Origin of the sequence: Serratia liquefaciens, from assembly GCF_027594825.1 — a bacterium.
GTDB lineage: Bacteria > Pseudomonadota > Gammaproteobacteria > Enterobacterales > Enterobacteriaceae > Serratia > Serratia liquefaciens_A.
Genome location: NZ_CP088930.1, coordinates 4,402,449 through 4,418,980, shown reverse-complemented (window position 1 = coordinate 4,418,980; position 16,532 = coordinate 4,402,449). Strand labels below are relative to the sequence as shown.

General features: G+C 55.8%; 20 protein-coding genes. 13 read left to right on the top strand and 7 right to left on the bottom strand.

Translation table 11 applies throughout. From position 1 onward, the window contains the following. Positions 1 to 11: 11 nt before the first annotated feature. The 3 genes from LQ945_RS20390 to LQ945_RS20380 form a co-directional block, all read right to left on the bottom strand. Positions 12 to 1,115: a suppressor of fused domain protein gene (locus LQ945_RS20390; protein WP_270101585.1), complete on the bottom strand. Its 1,104-nt coding sequence runs from the start codon at positions 1,113 to 1,115 to the stop codon at positions 12 to 14. 166 nt (positions 1,116 to 1,281) lie between these two features. Further along, entirely contained in the window at positions 1,282 to 2,154 is an 873-nt protein-coding gene (locus LQ945_RS20385; RefSeq protein WP_182821260.1) for an oxygenase MpaB family protein, read from the bottom strand. Positions 2,155 to 2,212: 58 nt separating this feature from the next. After that, the gene (locus LQ945_RS20380; protein ID WP_270101584.1) at positions 2,213 to 3,193 is read right to left on the bottom strand and encodes a quinone oxidoreductase family protein; all 981 of its coding nucleotides are present in this window, start codon (positions 3,191 to 3,193) and stop codon (positions 2,213 to 2,215) included. A gap of 120 nt (positions 3,194 to 3,313) precedes the next feature. On the opposite strand from LQ945_RS20380, the gene LQ945_RS20375 reads away from it, so the two are divergent. From LQ945_RS20375 to LQ945_RS20355, 5 genes are all read left to right on the top strand, one after another. Continuing rightward, on the top strand, positions 3,314 to 4,204 hold the full coding sequence (locus tag LQ945_RS20375) for a LysR family transcriptional regulator (RefSeq protein ID WP_270101583.1): 891 nt from the start codon (positions 3,314 to 3,316) through the stop codon (positions 4,202 to 4,204). Between the two features lie 29 nt (positions 4,205 to 4,233). Continuing rightward, positions 4,234 to 4,677 carry an acetyltransferase gene (locus tag LQ945_RS20370; protein WP_044549090.1) on the top strand — a complete coding sequence of 148 codons (444 nt, stop codon included), beginning with the start codon at positions 4,234 to 4,236 and terminating at the stop codon, positions 4,675 to 4,677. A gap of 245 nt (positions 4,678 to 4,922) precedes the next feature. After that, positions 4,923 to 5,948 carry a methionine ABC transporter ATP-binding protein gene (locus tag LQ945_RS20365; protein WP_044549088.1) on the top strand — a complete coding sequence of 342 codons (1,026 nt, stop codon included), beginning with the start codon at positions 4,923 to 4,925 and terminating at the stop codon, positions 5,946 to 5,948. Next, positions 5,941 to 6,609: a methionine ABC transporter permease gene (locus tag LQ945_RS20360; RefSeq protein ID WP_270101582.1), complete on the top strand. Its 669-nt coding sequence runs from the start codon at positions 5,941 to 5,943 to the stop codon at positions 6,607 to 6,609. The genes LQ945_RS20365 and LQ945_RS20360 overlap by 8 nt, the downstream gene beginning before the upstream one ends. 17 nt (positions 6,610 to 6,626) lie before the next feature. Then, positions 6,627 to 7,448, top strand: coding sequence for a MetQ/NlpA family ABC transporter substrate-binding protein (locus LQ945_RS20355; protein WP_020825812.1), 822 nt, complete (start codon positions 6,627 to 6,629; stop codon positions 7,446 to 7,448). A gap of 52 nt (positions 7,449 to 7,500) precedes the next feature. On the opposite strand, the gene LQ945_RS20350 is transcribed toward LQ945_RS20355, so the two are convergent. Beyond that, positions 7,501 to 8,145 (bottom strand): TetR/AcrR family transcriptional regulator, encoded by a 645-nt coding sequence (locus LQ945_RS20350; RefSeq protein ID WP_182821269.1) that lies wholly within the window; start codon positions 8,143 to 8,145, stop codon positions 7,501 to 7,503. Between the two features lie 175 nt (positions 8,146 to 8,320). On the opposite strand from LQ945_RS20350, the gene bhsA (LQ945_RS20345) reads away from it, so the two are divergent. Both bhsA (LQ945_RS20345) and bhsA (LQ945_RS20340) read left to right on the top strand, forming a co-directional pair. Beyond that, a complete protein-coding gene (gene bhsA, locus LQ945_RS20345; protein ID WP_197820312.1) occupies positions 8,321 to 8,578 on the top strand; it encodes a multiple stress resistance protein BhsA in 258 nt (85 codons plus the stop codon). 204 nt (positions 8,579 to 8,782) lie between these two features. Continuing rightward, positions 8,783 to 9,040: a multiple stress resistance protein BhsA gene (gene bhsA, locus LQ945_RS20340; protein ID WP_270101581.1), complete on the top strand. Its 258-nt coding sequence runs from the start codon at positions 8,783 to 8,785 to the stop codon at positions 9,038 to 9,040. 62 nt (positions 9,041 to 9,102) lie between these two features. Here bhsA (LQ945_RS20340) and LQ945_RS20335 read toward each other — a convergent pair whose 3' ends face one another. Then, entirely contained in the window at positions 9,103 to 10,026 is a 924-nt protein-coding gene (locus LQ945_RS20335) for a bifunctional helix-turn-helix transcriptional regulator/GNAT family N-acetyltransferase (RefSeq protein WP_270101580.1), read from the bottom strand. 465 nt (positions 10,027 to 10,491) lie between these two features. Here LQ945_RS20335 and LQ945_RS20330 point away from each other — a divergent pair, with 465 nt between their 5' ends. The 5 genes from LQ945_RS20330 (at position 10,492) to LQ945_RS20310 (ending at position 14,788) form a co-directional block, all read left to right on the top strand. Beyond that, positions 10,492 to 11,163: a CsgG/HfaB family protein gene (locus tag LQ945_RS20330; protein WP_182821277.1), complete on the top strand. Its 672-nt coding sequence runs from the start codon at positions 10,492 to 10,494 to the stop codon at positions 11,161 to 11,163. Between the two features lie 18 nt (positions 11,164 to 11,181). Further along, on the top strand, positions 11,182 to 11,538 hold the full coding sequence (locus LQ945_RS20325; protein ID WP_270101579.1) for a DUF4810 domain-containing protein: 357 nt from the start codon (positions 11,182 to 11,184) through the stop codon (positions 11,536 to 11,538). After that, positions 11,535 to 12,194 (top strand): DUF799 domain-containing protein, encoded by a 660-nt coding sequence (locus LQ945_RS20320; protein ID WP_182821280.1) that lies wholly within the window; start codon positions 11,535 to 11,537, stop codon positions 12,192 to 12,194. Before LQ945_RS20325 ends, LQ945_RS20320 begins: the two co-directional genes overlap by 4 nt. A 131-nt stretch (positions 12,195 to 12,325) precedes the next feature. Continuing rightward, complete coding sequence (gene amyA / locus LQ945_RS20315) at positions 12,326 to 13,816, top strand: alpha-amylase (RefSeq protein WP_270101578.1); 1,491 nt, start codon at positions 12,326 to 12,328, stop codon at positions 13,814 to 13,816. Positions 13,817 to 13,939: 123 nt separating this feature from the next. After that, the gene (locus tag LQ945_RS20310; RefSeq protein WP_020825803.1) at positions 13,940 to 14,788 is read left to right on the top strand and encodes a PA4780 family RIO1-like protein kinase; all 849 of its coding nucleotides are present in this window, start codon (positions 13,940 to 13,942) and stop codon (positions 14,786 to 14,788) included. Positions 14,789 to 14,817: 29 nt separating this feature from the next. Here the strand turns inward: LQ945_RS20310 and LQ945_RS20305 are convergent, their stop codons facing one another. Further along, the gene (locus LQ945_RS20305) at positions 14,818 to 15,036 is read right to left on the bottom strand and encodes a DUF7661 family protein (protein WP_270101577.1); all 219 of its coding nucleotides are present in this window, start codon (positions 15,034 to 15,036) and stop codon (positions 14,818 to 14,820) included. Positions 15,037 to 15,106: 70 nt separating this feature from the next. Between LQ945_RS20305 and LQ945_RS20300 the strand changes: the two genes are divergently transcribed. After that, positions 15,107 to 15,919, top strand: a complete 813-nt coding sequence (locus LQ945_RS20300) for an AraC family transcriptional regulator (RefSeq protein ID WP_270101576.1) — start codon at positions 15,107 to 15,109, stop codon at positions 15,917 to 15,919. Here LQ945_RS20300 and LQ945_RS20295 read toward each other — a convergent pair. Next, complete coding sequence (locus tag LQ945_RS20295) at positions 15,916 to 16,509, bottom strand: LysE family translocator (protein WP_270101575.1); 594 nt, start codon at positions 16,507 to 16,509, stop codon at positions 15,916 to 15,918. The two genes, LQ945_RS20300 and LQ945_RS20295, sit on opposite strands and share 4 nt — an antisense overlap. Positions 16,510 to 16,532: the final 23 nt, after the last annotated feature.

The following is a 16,532-nucleotide window of genomic DNA, read 5'->3' as shown; positions in this document are numbered from 1 at the left end:
GAAATTCCGTCTCAGCATACCGGCTGACGCGGGCGGAAGATATGGTCAACGCCCTGCTCACGCAGTTTGTTAACCAACTCATGCCCCCCATTCGGCGTCGCATGCGCCAGCAGGCGCTCGGCTTCAAATACCGGGCTGGCCCAAAAGATATTGACCGGATCGCCATACTGTTTCGGCAGGCTCAGATGCTCGTGATACGGATAAAAGGATGAAGACAGCACGTAGCCCTCATAGCCCTGAGGTGCCACTTCGGACTCCAGGGTATGCCCTTCGCCAAACCAGGTGATTTTTGACCAAGGCACGTGGGCGAAACCGGCCAACGCGCTGGCCATCTGTATCGCATTTTCCTCGGTCATGTATTGACCGTCGATGGCGATGCCCATTTCCATGCGGCGATAGCGGGAGGCGTCATCGTTAAACAGGATCTCTACCCACGGCATCGGCCGGATGCTGACGCCCAGGGTAAGAAAATAGTAGATGCCGTCGCGTTCATGCTGAGTGATCGCCATCGGCGGCCACTTGCCCTGATCGATGGCGTAGTATTTCACTGAGGGGCCAAAATGCTGCTCGTAATGCGCCTGATAATCGCTCTGCATCTTGGGCCAGGGATTGCCCTCCTCCCGCTGCCAGCGGCGCCAGAACTGACGGGTACTTTCCGCCAGCGCGTACTGGGTATTGGTAGAGGCGGAGCCGAGCGGATAAGCCAACGGGCTCTCTTTGATGCAGCTGGCGGAATAACATACCGAATGGTCGATGTACAAACTCCAGCCGGGGATCACCGCCAGCAATTGGCCGTAATACCACAGTGCCGCGCCGTCGTCGCTCTCGGTCCAAACCACCGTCAGCCCTTCCGGGTTCAGCGGCGCTTCCCCTTCCAGATTGCGGCAAAACTCGGCCGCCAGCATCGGTGGCTGCCCCAGCGCCAGTGCGGCACTGTCTTCCTGCTGCGGCGCAGCGGCCAGGTTACGCAGCCAGCAAGCGCGCACCTGAAAACGTTCGCTATTTTCTTCTGAAGGGTAAATATAAAAATAAGCAGCTCGGTGATCTTGCTGAACCACTGCGACCAGCGTCTGGTTCTCATTACTGACTTCAGCAAGTACGTATGACTCGTTCATATCACCTCAATAAGGTCAAAGCGCGACAGAATGAACCATGCTGCACGCTAAAATGGAAATTGGCTTTTATCCAGTGTAAAGCGCATTACCGCTCGGATCACCCGTAAAAGTCTCAAAAGTGCCCCGAAACATCGGGTTATTGGTAAGAATTATAGTCTGCGCCGATTCAGGCCTGTCGGTTAATTCGGCGCAGCGCGCGCTGGTATGAACCATTACGCATTGAGGCGCGCAGCACTTTACCGACGCCCCCTGCACCGGTGCGTACCAGACGACGGCGCAAGGTTCCGGGATGAAAATCAAACTGCTGTTGCGCCCAGTCAGGCAACAGGTCGATGCCCGCCTGCATCACCAAAGCGCCAAAAGGCCGGGCCAATGCGCTGGGGGCCGGCGCGGCCAGCAGAATACGCGCGACTTCCCGCGTGCGCTCATCGCACACCAATTGCGGGCGCATCCGTTGCAGATAATCCTCCACCGCCGTGCAGGAGGTCGGGATTTCTTGCGCCCCCAGGGCTGCGGCTACGCGTGCGGCCTCACGGTAATATTCGTCCTGCTTTTCGCGGGGAAGAGACGGGTTGCGGTAGCGTATATGGCTGGCCAAAAAGCGGCTGCTTTCCACCACGTGCACCCAGGTAAGCAACTCAGGATCGCTGGCGGCGTAAGGCCTACCATCGCTGCTGACGCCGTTGACCCGTAAGTGAATAGCTTTGACTTTGGCAATCAGGCGTTCGGCTTCGGCGGTGGGGCCAAAGGTGGTGACGGAAACAAACTGGCTGGTACGGCGCAGGCGACCGATCATATCTTCGCGAAAGTTGGAATGATCCCACACTCCCGCCAACGCCAGCGGGTGCAGCATCTGCATCAGCAAGGCGCTGACGCCCCCACACAGCATCGAGGTAAAATCGTTGTGCACCTGCCAGATAACCGACTGCGGGCCGAACAGGCCCGGATCCCCCGGCGGATTTTCAAAATCAATGCCGCCGAGCGCCAGCCCGGTCAGGCTGATGACCTGTTTTTCTATCGCTGCGCGTAACACTTCCATCCTGACTGGCCCCGTTTAGCTTCTGGCGGCCAGTGTAACATGAAGCGAAATACCGCTTTTAACTCCGCGGGTCGCTGTCGTTGAGCAGCACAATTTTGCCGGCAAAGCTGCGATCTTCCAGGCGACGGTGCGCCGCCGCCCCCTCTCTGAGCGGGAAGGTTTCGATGTGCGGGATAGCAAACTCCCCATTCTGCCAACTGCGGAACAAACGCTCGGCCCGTGTACTTCGTGCCTCTGCGCTATTGAGGTAAGTCCAGAGATCGCCCCCCACTACGCCTTTGGAATCCATCATCAGCTGATAAGCAGAGATCGCCGGTGCCTCGCCCCCGGCCATGCCGAAGGTGACCACCCGACCGCCGGGGCGCAGCGCGTCGATGCTTTGCTGTAGGGTGATGCCCACGGAGTCAAAGCCGTACTCAACGCCGCCGTCGGTCAGGGCGGCAATTTGCGTGACCCAATCCTGCTGATAAGTGAAGGCCGCCGTCGCGCCGTTGTTTAACGCAATCTGCTGTTTATGCGCCGAAGAGACAACGGCGTAAACCTGCGCGCCACGCGCCACCAGCATCCGGGTAAGGATCTGTCCGACACCGCCGGCGGCGGCATGTACCAGGGCGCGATCGCCCGCCTTGACCTGAACGCTGTCATTGATCAGGTACTGCGCCGTCAGCCCCTGCAGCAAAATGGAGGCGGCTTCAACGTCGCTCAATGCCTGCGGCAGACGCAGCGCGTGCTCCACCGGCACATTGATGCGGGTAGCATGACAGAAAGGCACGTCGGCGAAGCCAATCCGCTCTCCGAGCTGCCAGCCCTGAACGCCCTCACCCAAGGCGATGATGGTCCCGACCCCTTCGTAACCGCCAATATGCGGGGGATTGCCGTGCAGTACGTAATTGCCTTTGCGGCGATAGATATCGGCAAAATTCAGCCCGACGGCCCCCATCCGCACCTGTACCGCCCCCGCAGGCAGCGCCGGCGTCGGCAGCTCCAGGTATTCGAGCACGTCCGGCCCGCCAAATTGTTCAAACGCTAATGCCTGCATGTCGCCACTCCGGAAAATTTCCGCCAATAACACACTGACGGTCGATAGAATCATTATCGCAAAGCGTTATACTCGGCAACAGTGGCCAAAAAAGCATTCAGAAAACACCAGAGGTTTATAATGGATCGATTAACCAGCATGGCGGTATTTGTGCGGGTGGTGGAAAAAGGCAGCTTCGTCGCCGCCGCCGAAGAGATGGCGATCTCGCCGACCATGGTGGGTAAGCACATCCGCTATCTGGAACAACGGCTCAATGCGCCACTGCTTAATCGCACCACTCGCCGCCAGGGGCTGACGGAGGCGGGCCGGGTGTTTTACGAACGCTGCCGCCGGCTGTTGGCCGATGCCGATGCGGCCGAAGCCAGCGCGAGAGCGTTGCTAAGTTCGCCCAGCGGATTGTTGCGTATCAGTGCGCCGGTCACCTTCGGCAACCGCGTTTTGACGCCGATCCTCACCGAGTTCCTGCAACGGCACCCGGAGGTGGAAGCGGAAGTGGTGCTGTCGGATCGCAAGGTGGATTTGATTGAAGAAGGCTACGAAGCCGCGTTTCGCATCGGGCCGGTGGCGGACGACGGCCTGGTGGCGCGCGCCCTGCCCGATTACCGCATGACGCTGGCTGCCTCGCCGGATTATCTGGCACAGCACGGTGAACCGGCACGGCCGGAGCAGCTCAGCGCACACAGCTGCTTTGGTTTCAGCCAGTGGGAGGGCAACCACTTCTGGCGGCTGTTGGGGCCGCTAGGGGAAATCAGCGTACCGGTCAGGCCGCGGTTGAAAATGGACTCCGGCGAAGGGGTACGCCGGGCGGCGCTGGCGGGTTTTGGCATCGCGCTGCATGCCGGTATGCTACTGGACGAAGACATCGCCACAGGCCGATTGGTTCGGGTACTGCCGGAGTATTCCCCCCTGCCGCGACCGATGCACCTGGTCTATCTGCCCGAACGACGGCAATCCGCCAAGCTGGAAGCCTTTATCGCCCTGACCGTAGCCAGGCTGTGGGGCCGGGTTTAAAATAAGTGAGTCCAAATACGGGAGTTACCATGTTCACAATCCGAGCTCGCGCGGCAGAAGACAATGCGCAACTGGTGGAAATTTGGCAGCGTTCGGTACGCGCCACCCACCATTTTCTTACCGAAGAAGACATCGCCAAGCTGTATCCGCTGGTGCTGAACGATTACCTGCCCGCGGTCAACGTATGGGTTGCCGTGGACAATACCGACCGCCCCTGCGGCTTTATCGGACTGAGCGGCAACAAAGTGGAAATGCTGTTTATCGACCAGGATCAGCGCGGCAAGGGAGTCGGCAAGGCACTGCTGGAGCATGCAGAAACCTTGCACGATGAACTGCAACTGGACGTCAATGAACAGAACCCGCAGGCCAGCGGATTTTACCGCCACTACGGGTTTGAAATCACCGGGCGTTCGGCGCTCGACGGTCAGGGCAACCCTTTCCCGCTGCTGCACATGAAACTCGCCAAACGTTAATTCAAACCCATCGGCCGGGGTTGGCTCCGGCCGTCGTTTCACCATCACTTCCGCTCATCATTTGATATACCAAATCAGAATAACTAATAGAATTTACATTCTTCCTGTCACTATAAACCCCCGGTAGGATTGGCCCGTATTCACCCGGCAACAGAGGTTCCGTCTGCCCTTATCCCAAGAAGCCGACCCTTTATCCGGCGCTCCGGGCGGAACGCTGTGATGTATTAATAAGGATTCACTTCTCTATGATCGTTCTTTCGAACGTTTGCAAAACTTTTGACAGCGCACAGGGCCGCGTTGTCGCCGTGGATGACGTCAACCTGACGGTCGAAGCCGGACAAATCTACGGCATCATCGGCTACAGCGGCGCAGGTAAAAGCACGCTGATCCGCTTGCTCAACGGGCTGGAAACGCCCAGCAGCGGCAGCATTCAGGTTGAAGGTTTCGATATCGCCGGAGCCGAAGGCAACGCCTTACGCCAGGCACGGTTGAAAATCAGCATGGTGTTCCAACACTTCAACCTGCTGTGGTCACGCACCGTCAGCCAGAACATTGCTTTTTCCATGCAAATCGCCGGCGTGCCCAAAGCGCAGATTAAACCGCGGGTGGCGGAGCTGGTCGCGCTGGTTGGGCTGCAGGGCCGCGAAGATGCTTATCCGTCGCAGTTGAGCGGCGGACAAAAACAGCGCGTCGGCATCGCCCGCGCGCTGGCCAATAATCCGGGGGTTTTGCTGTGCGATGAAGCCACTTCGGCGCTCGATCCCCAAACCACAGACTCGATTCTCGATTTGCTGCTGGACATCAACCGCAAGCTGAACCTGACCATTGTACTGATCACCCATGAAATGCACGTCGTACGCAAAATTTGCCACCGGGTGGCCGTGATGGAAAACGGCCGCATCGTCGAGGAGGGGCCGGTAATCGACGTGTTCACCCGGCCGCAGCAGCCGATCACTCAACAGTTCGTCAAACAGGTTTCGCAGTATCAGGAGACCGAGGAAAGCTTCAATCCGCTGCTGAGCCAGCATCTGTCGGGTGCGATATTCAAATTGACGTTTGTCGGCGTGCAGACCCATCAGGCGGTGATTTCCGAGGTGATCCTGCGTTACAAGGTGAGCGTTAACATCCTGCACGGCAAAATCAGCCAAACCCTGAATGGCACCTTTGGCGAGCTGTATATCCACGTCGAAGGCAACGACCTGCAAATCGACAGCATGCTGACGCTGCTGAAAGAGCAACAGATCGCCGTTGAGGTTATTAAACATGCTTGAGTCACTGTTCCCTCACCTGCGCATTGAGCAGTTGCTGAACGCCACCTGGGAAACCCTGTATATGACCGGGATCGCCGGTTTGGCGACGCTGGTACTCGGTATCGTCCTCGGGGTGTTGCTGTTCCTGACCTCCCGCGGTCAGCTGCTGCAAAACCGCACCGTCTATTCGCTGATTTCAGTGCTGGTCAACGTGTTCCGCTCCATTCCTTTCATCATTCTGATCGTGTTGTTGATCCCGTTCACCAAGACGTTGATCGGCACCATTCTGGGCGCCGATGCGGCATTGCCGGCGCTAATCGTCGGCGCGGCACCGTTCTACGCCCGCCTGGTCGAGATTGGCCTGCGCGAAGTCGACAAAGGAGTGATTGAGGCGGCGCGTTCCATGGGCGCCAAAACCAGCACCATTATCTTCCGCGTGCTGCTGCCGGAATCTTCACCGGCACTGGTTTCAGGCATTACCGTCACCCTGATCGCGCTGGTGAGCTACACCGCGATGGCCGGGGTGATTGGCGCAGGCGGGCTGGGCAATCTGGCCTATCTGGAAGGTTTTCAACGCAACCACGGTGACGTAACGCTGGCCGCGACGCTGACGATTTTATTGATCGTTTTCGTTATCCAGTTCATTGGCGACACCCTTACAACCACGCTCGATAAACGATAAATAACCAGGGAATAATGATGATGAAAAAACAGATTATGATGCTGGCTTTCGCCTCACTGACCGCGTTGGCCTCTTTGGGTGCCTCGGCGGAAACCAAGCTGGTGGTCGGCGCTTCCAACGTGCCGCACGCTGAGATACTTGAGCAGGCCAAGCCGATTCTGGCTAAAGAAGGTATTGATTTGGTGATCAAACCCTTCCAGGACTACATCCTGCCAAACACCGCGCTGGCCAGTCACGATATTGACGCCAACTATTTCCAACACGTGCCTTACCTGAATTCGGTGCTCAAGGATCACGCCGACGACAAGAGCTACGACTTTGTCAGCGCCGGTGCCATCCATATCGAACCTATCGGCATTTACTCCAAGAAGTACAAAAGCCTGAAGGATTTACCGGACAACGGCAAAATCATCATGCGTGACGCGGTGGCGGAAGAAGGCCGCATTTTGTCGATCTTTGAAAAAGAGGGCGTGATTAAACTGAAGCCGGGCGTGAGCAAGGTGGATGCACGCATTTCTGACGTGGTGGAAAACCCGAAACACCTGAAGTTCCAGGCCAATGTGGAAGGTGCACTGCTGCCGCAAATGTACAACAACGACGAAGGCGATGCGGTGGTGATTAACGCCAACTACGCCATCGACGCCGGGCTGAACCCGACCAAAGACCCGATTGCGGTGGAAAGCGGCGAAAACAACCCTTATGCCAACATCATCACCGTGCACAAGGCTGACGTGAACAAACCGGAAATCGTGGCGCTGGTGAAGGTGCTGCACTCCAAGGCGATTCAGGATTTCATCCGCGAGAAATACCAGGGCGCGGTGATCCCGGTTAACCAATAATTACCGACCAAGGCCGCAGCGGTGCGGCCTTCATCCCTGTCGTGTGCCCTTCTTAGACCTTATTGCCCACCTGACTCAGGCGCGGCCAGACCAGCATCAACGCATCAACCAAACGCAACAAGTCTTCACGGCTGGCGCCTTCACGTGCCTGAGTCGACATGCCCTCAATGGTGCAAATGATAAATTTGGCCAGCAGCGCAGTATCGGTTTTCACCAACAGTTCGCCCTGTTCTACCTTGCGGTCGAAGCAAGTCTTGAGGCTGGCCTCTTGCATATGATGTTTTTTGCGCAGCATCTCGCCCACATCATTAGAAGAAGATGATAACGCCGCGGAGGCACAAACCATCAGGCAGCCGGACGGTTTTTCCGGATCGGTGAACAGCTGCGCCAAAGAACGAACATAATCCTCGACGATGTCCGCCACCGGCAAATCCTGCTCCAACAGTTGATCGATGCAGGTGGTGTATTTTACCAGGTAGCGCTCTACTGCTGCGCGGAATAGCCCTTCTTTGTTGCCGAACTCCGCATACAGCGTAGGCGCTTTGGCACCGGTCACCTCGACCAGATCGGCCATCGAGGTGGATTCGTAACCATGCTGCCAGAACAGATCGAGTGCGCTTTCCAGCGCACGGTCGCGATCAAACTGCTTCGGTCTGCCACGCGTTTTTTTGGCGCAGACTTCTTCATTGATGCTCATAGCCCCTCTCTTATCCCGCTCTGCAGCAGGGCTTGCCAATTAAATTAACGGTCATTATAAAAAAATATTGCGCTCTCGTCGAGAAGAGATTAACATTTAGTTATCGATCGTTAAGTAATTAGCGGCAACCTATTCAAATATACCCATTTACGTTGATAAAACAGGAAATAACATCATGAAAAACTTAAAAATGACGCTCGCAGCCCTTGCGCTGGCCTCTGTTTCATTCGGCAGCTTCGCCGCCGACCTGGTTAACAGCCAACCGGCAGATCAGCAGAAAGCCGGGGTGATCACCGTCAGCGGCGCTTCAGACCTCACCTCTCTGGAAGCCGGTTTGGCGGCCAAGGCTGACGCAGCCGGGGCAAAATCGTTCCAGATCGTTGGCGCAGGCGGCAACAACCAACTGCACGGCACCGCATTAATTTATAAATAACAATAATTTGATTAAATGATGCTGGAGCGGCTACGGCTTTTGGCCTCCCAGCAAAAACCCGTCAGAAAGAAATTAATTAACGAACACTAAAAAAATAGTTGCAAAGCGTCGAACAGGCGTCTAACATTAAATTATCGATCGTTAATTAATTTAGCGACCCAACAGACAAAACCTTGTACAGACTATAAAGATAGGAATAAGACCATGAAAAACATGAAAATCACCATCGCAGCCATCGCACTCGCCACCGCTTCTTTCGGCAGCTTCGCCGCCGATCTGGTTAATGCTCAACCGGCAGACCTGCAAAAAGTCGGCGTAGTCACCGTCAGCGGTGCATCCGACCTGACCAGCCTGGAAAACAAACTGGCGGCCAAAGCGGATGAAGCTGGCGCAAAATCATTCCAGATCATCTCAACTACCGGCGACAACAAGCTGCACGGTACTGCGATCATCTACAATTAATGGCTGAATCAGTCATTGCGCAAAGAGGCGGCCCTGGCCGCCTTTTGTTTTATGGATGGCGCTCAGTCGCTTTGCATGTTCTTGAGCAGGTAGATATTGCAGCCGTGGTGGCCGGTATTGCCGCGTCTTTCCGTCAGTAGCGTAAAACCCAGCGCATAATACAATCCCAGCGCCTCTTTCAACTGCTCGGTGGTTTCCAGATAACAGTAGCGGTACCCCGCTGCCCGCGCCGCTTTCAGCGCCTGCACCACCATGTAACGCGCCATGCCTAACCCGCGTACGCTGGGTTTGAAAAACAGTTTTTGCAGCTCGCAGTAACCGACGTCACCGCCCGCCAAAGGGGCAATGCCTACGCCCCCCACTACCTGGCCTTGCTGTTCCAGCACCCAATATTTTCCGCCGTTATCCTGGTAAACGCCGGTCAGGCGATCCAAATCGGGATCGTGCAGACTAACGCCTTCCATTTTATCCATGCCGTACTCGCGGAATACGTTGCAAATAATCCCCGCCATCGCGACATCATCATCCTGGGTTATCGGACGAACCCGCAAAGCGGCGTCACGCTGCTTGCGTGCGTTACGTAATGCCGAGGTCATCTTTTTCATCGCGGCGGTAGTGGCAGCCAACTCATCATCGTCCAACTGCGCCAATGCATCCTGCATAAAACCATCGGCATTGGTGTCTATCGCCGCCAGCGTTTTACGGCCCAAACGGGTCAGTTGATTCAGGTTGTGGCGTTTATCGTGCGGATAATCCACCGCTTCAATCATACCTGCGGCAACCAGGCTACGCACCGCCCGGCTGGCACTGGCCTTATCGATACACAACCGGGTGGCCAGTTCGGTCACGCCCAGGGGTAGCGTGCTGATCTCAATCAGAATATGGATCTGTAATGGTGAAAAACGGCTGCCGTTACTCTGTTTATTCAGCATGCCCAGTTCTCTGACCAGGTTGCGCGACAATGCCCTGAAATCTCTGATGTTCACAATCAATGTCCCCGTTGGTACCAGCGCTGAAACACTTCACTTAGTTGATAGTGTTACCTAATATTCATTACCATAACGGATTTTTAAACGGCGTGAAATCTCAACCTGACGAAACACCTGCAGCAATCTGTCGCCTCACGCAGAATTACATTCTTGAATGAATTAAATTTATAAAATAAAAAGCCATAAAATATACATTTTACAAATAATAAACCCATCAAAAACCGGACAATTCAGCAAACCAGATAAAATACGAATGATATCCTTACACAATCCATTGTATTTGAATGAGTTATTTAATCCCCAATAGCGCCAATTATGTCGATATTCAGTTGTATTTTGTTACATATCCATGGCAGGATTGCCCCGTTTAAATAGCACCTATTATTTCCCCTGCCGTTTAAATTCCTGGCGCAAAACGGTCTGTCTTGCGCGCTTTTATAATCATGGAGAGATTGTATTCCGATGAAAAAATCACTCGTTATCTGTTCGGCTGCCCTTTCCGTCAGCCTGCTGGCAGGCTGTGCTACTGAATCCTCGCGCTCTCTGGAAGTGCCTAAAGTGGCGTCCTACAACACCAGCTACCAGGGGCAGCGCAGCCCTATCTCCGTCGGCAAGTTCGATAACCGCTCCAGCTATATGAACGGCATCTTCTCCGATGGCGTCGATCGCCTGGGCAACCAGTCAAAAACCATCCTGATCACCCATCTGCAGCAAACCGGCCGCTTCAACGTGCTTGATCGCGCCAATATGGATGAGTTGAAAACCGAAGCCGGCATTAAAGGCCAAACCCAGACGCTGAAAGGCGCCAACTACGTGATCACCGGTGACGTGACCGAATTTGGCCGTAAAGAAGTGGGCGATCACCAACTGTGGGGCATTCTGGGACGCGGTAAAACGCAGGTGGCCTATGCCAAGGTCAATTTGAATGTGGTCAACGTACAGACCTCAGAAGTGGTTTACTCCACCCAGGGTGCCGGCGAGTACCAACTATCCAACCGTGAAATCATCGGCTTCGGCGGCACCGCCAGCTACGATTCCACCCTCAACGGCAAAGTGTTGGATCTGGCCGTACGCGAAGCGGTCAATAACCTGGTTGCCGGTATCGAAACTGGCGCATGGCGCCCTGCTAACTAACGGAATAGAAGCAGCAATATGATAACTAAAAAAATGGGTGGGGCGCTGTTCGCAGCGACCCTGCTGGCCGGCTGTGCCGCGCCAAAAACGCTCTACAACTGGGATGGCTATCAAACTTCGATTTACCAATATTACCAACAGGATGGTCAAAGCCCTGAACAACAGATTTTGACGCTAAAAGAAATTGTCGAAAAATCTCGCGCCAAAAATAAAGCCGTTCCCCCTGGCCTGCATGCGCAACTCGGGCTGTTGTACAGCAAAACCGGCAATATCGGGCAAGCAATGACCGAGTTCAATACGGAAAAAACACTGTTCCCGGAGTCAGCACCGTTTATGAATTTCCTGATGGCCAAGGACAAGGGGAGCTTTAAATGAAACGTGCATTAGCTTTCTTCAGCGTCGCCGTTACCCTGCTGTTGAGCGGCTGCGCCAAACAAGCACCTTACGATTACGCGGCCTTCCACGAGAGCAAGCCGAAATCCATCCTGGTACTGCCGCCAGTCAATCAGTCACCGGATGTCAAAGCCAGCCACAGTGTCCTTGCCAGCACCACGCTGCCGTTGGCGGAAGCCGGTTACTATGTGCTGCCGGTCGCCGTGGTCGAAGAGACTTTCCAGCAAAACGGCCTGACCAACGCCAACGATATCCGTGCGGTCAGTATCCAAAAGCTGCATAAGATCTTCGGTGCCGACGCTGTGTTGTATCTGGATGTCACGGAATACGGCACCAGCTATATCGTTATTAACAGCGAAACGCGCGTTACCGTGAAAGCCAGGTTGGTCGATTTGCGTAACGGCAAACAACTTTGGGCCGGTAGCGCTACCGCCTCCAGCAACGAAAATAACAACAACTCCAGCGGCGGTCTGCTGGGTATGGTAATCAGCGCCGCCATCGCGCAAATTGCCGATACCATCAGCGACAAGGGATTCGATGTGGGCGCCATCGCCAACACCCGCTTGTTGTCGGCTACCGGTCAAAACGGCGCCATTCTGTATGGGCCGCGCTCGCCGCATTACGCCAGCCAACGCTAACTCCCAAGGGCGGCATAGGCTGCCGCCCAAACCTGGTTTCCCTTTTGCCAAAAGTAGCCCATGCTGTAACGGTGATGGGGTGAGCGACGGCTCATCTCGCACCTCCTCTTGGCAAATAGGGCGGCTTGCTGATGACAAAAAAAACCACGTTGCTGCAGTTTTTCCACTGGTATTACCCCGATGGCGGTAAGTTATGGCAAGAGGCCGCAGAACGCGCCGAGCAGATTGCCGGAATCGGCATCACCGATCTGTGGCTCCCCCCTGCCTATAAAGGTGCATCCGGCGGCTATTCGGTGGGTTACGACAGCTATGATCTGTTCGATTTGGGCGAGTTCGATCAAAAAGGCAGTCGCGCCACCAAATACGGCGACAAAGAGGCGTTGGCCCACGCCGCCGCCCAGCTGCGCGAAAATGGGGTCCGGGTCATTTACGACGTGGTGTTCAACCATAAGCTCGGGGCCGACGAAAAAGAGCAGGTGCACGTATACAAAGCGGATGCCAACAACCGCAACGACATCAACGATCAGGGTTTCGACGCTCTGGCCTATACCCGCTTCACTTTTCCGGGCCGACAGGGTACCTATTCCAAATTCATTTGGGATTACAAATGCTTTGGCGGGGTAGATTACGTTGAGCAGCCCGATGAGAAAGGCGTATTCAAAATCGCCAATGATTACGGCGACGACGGCTGGAACGATCAGGTCGGCGACGAGAAAGGCAACTACGATTATCTGATGGGCGCCGACGTTGAGTTTCGCAATCCCGCAGTGACAGAGGAGTTGAAATACTGGGCACGCTGGCTGATGGAGACCCTGCCCTGCGACGGTTTCCGGCTGGACGCCGCCAAACACATCCCGGCCTGGTTCTTTAAAGAGTGGGCTGATCATGTGCGTGACAGCGCGCAGCGCGACCTGTTTATCGTCGCCGAATACTGGTCGCACGATTTGGCGGCGTTGCAACAGTATATTGACCTGGTCGAGGGCAAAGTGATGCTGTTCGACGTAGCCTTGCACCTGAAGTTTCATCAGGCATCGAAGCAGGGAGACGGGTTCGATATGGCGCAGATTTTCACCGACACCCTGACCGCCGCCGATCCGGCCCATTCGGTCACGCTGGTCGCCAACCACGACACTCAGCCGCTGCAATCGCTGGAAGCTCCGGTCGAACCCTGGTTCAAGCCGCTGGCCTATGCCCTGATCCTGCTGCGCGAACAAGGCGTACCCTGCGTGTTCTATCCCGATCTGTACGGTGCCAGCTATAAGGATAAAGGCAGTGACGGCCAGGAATACCAAATTGATATGCCGGTGATCCCGGAGTTGGAAAAGTTGATCCAGGCGCGTCAACGCTTTGCCAACGGCGCGCAAACCGATTATTTTGATGATAAAAACTGCGTGGCTTTCACCCGCAGCGGCACCGCCGACGCCCCTGGCTGCGTGGTGGTGCTCACCAACGGGGCTGAAAGCGGCAAAGCGGTTTCGCTGGGCGATGCTCTGGCACATAAAAGCTGGCGAGACCTGCTCGGCAACCGTCAGGATGAGGTCACCACCGACGAACAGGGACAGGCGACTTTCCCGGTAAACGGCGGCAGCGTCAGCGTTTGGGTGTTGGCGGAAACCCTGTAGCGGGTGCGCCGTTGCGGCCATGTGTCGCAACGGCGGCAAACTATTTTTTGCCTTTCAGGTCTAAATTAGGGTAACACCTTAGCAAACCATTCACACCGGAGCCTAAATAGGGTACAAGGCTGCATGAAAATTCCAAAACGACTCCAGCCATTGGTAGATGATGGTTTAATCGACGACGTCATCCGCCGTTTGAAAAGTGGCAAAGAAGCCGACGTCTTTATCGTGCGCTGCGGCGAAGAGATCCGCTGCGCCAAAGTCTACAAAGAAGCAGAAAAACGTAACTTCAAGCAGGCCGTGAACTATCAGGAAGGGCGCAAAGTGCGTAACAGCCGTGATGCGCGCGCCATGAGCAAAGGCTCTAAATTCGGCCGCCAGCAGCAGGAAGAAGCCTGGCAGAACACCGAGGTCGATGCGCTGAACCTGCTCGCCAAAGCGGGCGTTCGCGTGCCGCAGCCGGATATCTGTCTGGATGGCGTACTGCTGATGGAACTGATCACCGACGAAGAAGGCCTGGTAGCGCCGCGCTTGAGCGATGTTACCCTGACGCCGGAACAGGCACGGGCCGATCACGCGTTGATGATGAACTACGCGGTACGCATGCTGTGCGCCGGTCTGGTGCATGGCGACCTGTCGGAATTCAACGTGCTGATGGACAAAAACGGGCCGGTGATTATCGACCTGCCGCAGGTGGTGGATGCCGCCGCCAACAACCACGCCAAAAGCATGTTCGAACGTGATATCAATAACATGTCGCAGTTTTACGGCCAGTACGCACCGGAACTGCTCGGCAGCAAATATGCCAAAGAGATTTGGGCGCTGTACCAGGAAGGTAATCTGACGCCGGCGAGCGTGCTGACCGGTAAGTTTGTCGAGAGCAACAAACGCGCCGATGTCGGTTCCGTCCTGGAAGAGATCCAGGCGGCCAGCGAAGAGCACCAACGCCAACTGATGGCCCGCAACGAAGAAGATTAATCCTCCGGCCCTGTTTATCGGGCCGGGGTTTATTCGATCCTGACGACGTCAGGATGGCGTTCCGTCGCGGCTTCGTGGTAAATGTCCCCCAGATAGCCGGCTATCTCGCTTTCGGTCAATTCATCCGGCAACACGATGTCATAACTGCGCGCATACTTGCGCTCCGGCAAAGTCACGCGAAACAGCTGCCACTGATCCCCTGCCCGTTTGACGCCTAACAGGCGGCCAAACACATTAAAAATCATCATCCGCATTCCCTCCCATGCGTGTTTTAGGCTATAACACAAGCTAGTCCCGCCGTAGCGAAAAGGAAAGCCAATGACCGCCAATGCGCCGCAGTTCTGGCGTGATCCGCAGCTCCCCTTTGTGGAGGCCCGCGCCATTGAAGATGGCCGCAAGGTCTGTTATGCGCTGCACAGCCATGAAGTCTTTTCCATCGGCGCCATCACCGACGGCACCAGCATTTATATTAACGGCAGCCAAGCATTGCAGGTCAGCACCGGCGACGTGGTGATCATCAACCCGCAGCAGGCCCACGCCTGCAACCCCATCGGCGACCATCGCTGGTCATACATCATGTTTTATATCGATGCCGCCTGGCTGGGTAAATTGCAGCAAGAAATCGGCGGCGGCGACGGCCACTTTATCCCCTTCACTGAGGTGCTCAGCCGTGATCCCGAACTGTTTGGCGGTCTGAACCGGCTGTATGAGCTACTGATCGATCCGCAGCGCTGCCATTTGGAAAAACAGATCGCTCTGGTGGAATACTTCAGCGATTTACAGACCTCGCAGGGGGACACACCGGTTCCGCCCAACGAGCACCCAAGGCTGGCGGCCGCGGCAGCCTTTATCAACGCGCATTGTACCCAGCCGCTCACGCTGGAGGCCATCTGCCAGGCGGCAGCGCTTTCGCCCTCTTACCTGATACGCGCCTTTAAACAGCGCTACGGCATGACGCCGCATGCTTATTTGGTCAACCAACGCATTCAGTTCGGTCACCGGTTGCTGAAACGCGGTTATCCGATCGCCGCTGCGGCCAGCGAAAGCGGTTTTGCCGATCAGGCACACTTTCAGCGCACCTTCAAACTGCTGCTGGCCGCCACTCCCGGCCAGTACCAAAACCCACGCTAAATGCCGTCGGCCAGCAGATAACAGGCGCTGGCTGCCAACAGCAGCGCCATCAAGCGATTAAAACGCCGTACGTTGCGTGCCTGCCGCAGCAGGCCGGTCAACATCGCGCCGGTGTAAGCCCAGCAGGCCACCGAGGCATAACAGATCACAAAGTAAATTACCGCGAACTGCCACAGCAGCAGGCGATCGCCATCGGCAACAAACGCTCCCAGACTGGCCACCGACGCCAGCCAGGCCTTGGGGTTCAGCCACTGCAACAGCGCGCCATACCAGAAAGAAGGGGCTTGCGGTTGACTACCCTTCCCCAGGCGGCCGTCATCAAATGCCAACTGATACGCCATAAACAACAAAAACGCGATGCCCGCCCACTGGATAACCTGCGTCAGCACCGGCCACAGCACCAACAGCGTGTTCAGCCCCAGACCTAGCAGGATCAACAGCAGAGTAAACCCCAGCGTGGCCCCCGAAACATGGCGCAAAGTGGCGTTGAAACCGAATTGCGCCCCCGCGCTCAGGGCAACGATATTGACCGGACCGGGGGTGATGGAAGAGGCCAGCGCAAATGCGGCCATGGAAAGATAGATATTCATTAAAGGCACCTGAGAAAGAGTTC

Excerpts from the sequence above, each read along its gene's own strand:
- LQ945_RS20300 (WP_270101576.1), top strand. The coding sequence starts at position 15,107 with ATGACCGCCAATGCGCCGCAGTTCTGGCGTGATCCGCAGCTCCCCTTT.
- bhsA (WP_270101581.1), top strand. The coding sequence starts at position 8,783 with ATGAAAAACATGAAAATCACCATCGCAGCCATCGCACTCGCCACCGCT.
- bhsA (WP_197820312.1), top strand. The coding sequence starts at position 8,321 with ATGAAAAACTTAAAAATGACGCTCGCAGCCCTTGCGCTGGCCTCTGTT.
- LQ945_RS20295 (WP_270101575.1), bottom strand. The coding sequence starts at position 16,509 with ATGAATATCTATCTTTCCATGGCCGCATTTGCGCTGGCCTCTTCCATC.
- LQ945_RS20305 (WP_270101577.1), bottom strand. The coding sequence starts at position 15,036 with ATGATGATTTTTAATGTGTTTGGCCGCCTGTTAGGCGTCAAACGGGCA.
- LQ945_RS20355 (WP_020825812.1), top strand. The coding sequence starts at position 6,627 with ATGATGAAAAAACAGATTATGATGCTGGCTTTCGCCTCACTGACCGCG.
- amyA (WP_270101578.1), top strand. The coding sequence starts at position 12,326 with ATGACAAAAAAAACCACGTTGCTGCAGTTTTTCCACTGGTATTACCCC.
- LQ945_RS20370 (WP_044549090.1), top strand. The coding sequence starts at position 4,234 with ATGTTCACAATCCGAGCTCGCGCGGCAGAAGACAATGCGCAACTGGTG.
- LQ945_RS20350 (WP_182821269.1), bottom strand. The coding sequence starts at position 8,145 with ATGAGCATCAATGAAGAAGTCTGCGCCAAAAAAACGCGTGGCAGACCG.
- LQ945_RS20390 (WP_270101585.1), bottom strand. The coding sequence starts at position 1,115 with ATGAACGAGTCATACGTACTTGCTGAAGTCAGTAATGAGAACCAGACG.
- LQ945_RS20365 (WP_044549088.1), top strand. The coding sequence starts at position 4,923 with ATGATCGTTCTTTCGAACGTTTGCAAAACTTTTGACAGCGCACAGGGC.
- LQ945_RS20320 (WP_182821280.1), top strand. The coding sequence starts at position 11,535 with ATGAAACGTGCATTAGCTTTCTTCAGCGTCGCCGTTACCCTGCTGTTG.
- LQ945_RS20325 (WP_270101579.1), top strand. The coding sequence starts at position 11,182 with ATGATAACTAAAAAAATGGGTGGGGCGCTGTTCGCAGCGACCCTGCTG.
- LQ945_RS20385 (WP_182821260.1), bottom strand. The coding sequence starts at position 2,154 with ATGGAAGTGTTACGCGCAGCGATAGAAAAACAGGTCATCAGCCTGACC.
- LQ945_RS20330 (WP_182821277.1), top strand. The coding sequence starts at position 10,492 with ATGAAAAAATCACTCGTTATCTGTTCGGCTGCCCTTTCCGTCAGCCTG.
- LQ945_RS20375 (WP_270101583.1), top strand. The coding sequence starts at position 3,314 with ATGGATCGATTAACCAGCATGGCGGTATTTGTGCGGGTGGTGGAAAAA.
- LQ945_RS20380 (WP_270101584.1), bottom strand. The coding sequence starts at position 3,193 with ATGCAGGCATTAGCGTTTGAACAATTTGGCGGGCCGGACGTGCTCGAA.
- LQ945_RS20360 (WP_270101582.1), top strand. The coding sequence starts at position 5,941 with ATGCTTGAGTCACTGTTCCCTCACCTGCGCATTGAGCAGTTGCTGAAC.
- LQ945_RS20310 (WP_020825803.1), top strand. The coding sequence starts at position 13,940 with ATGAAAATTCCAAAACGACTCCAGCCATTGGTAGATGATGGTTTAATC.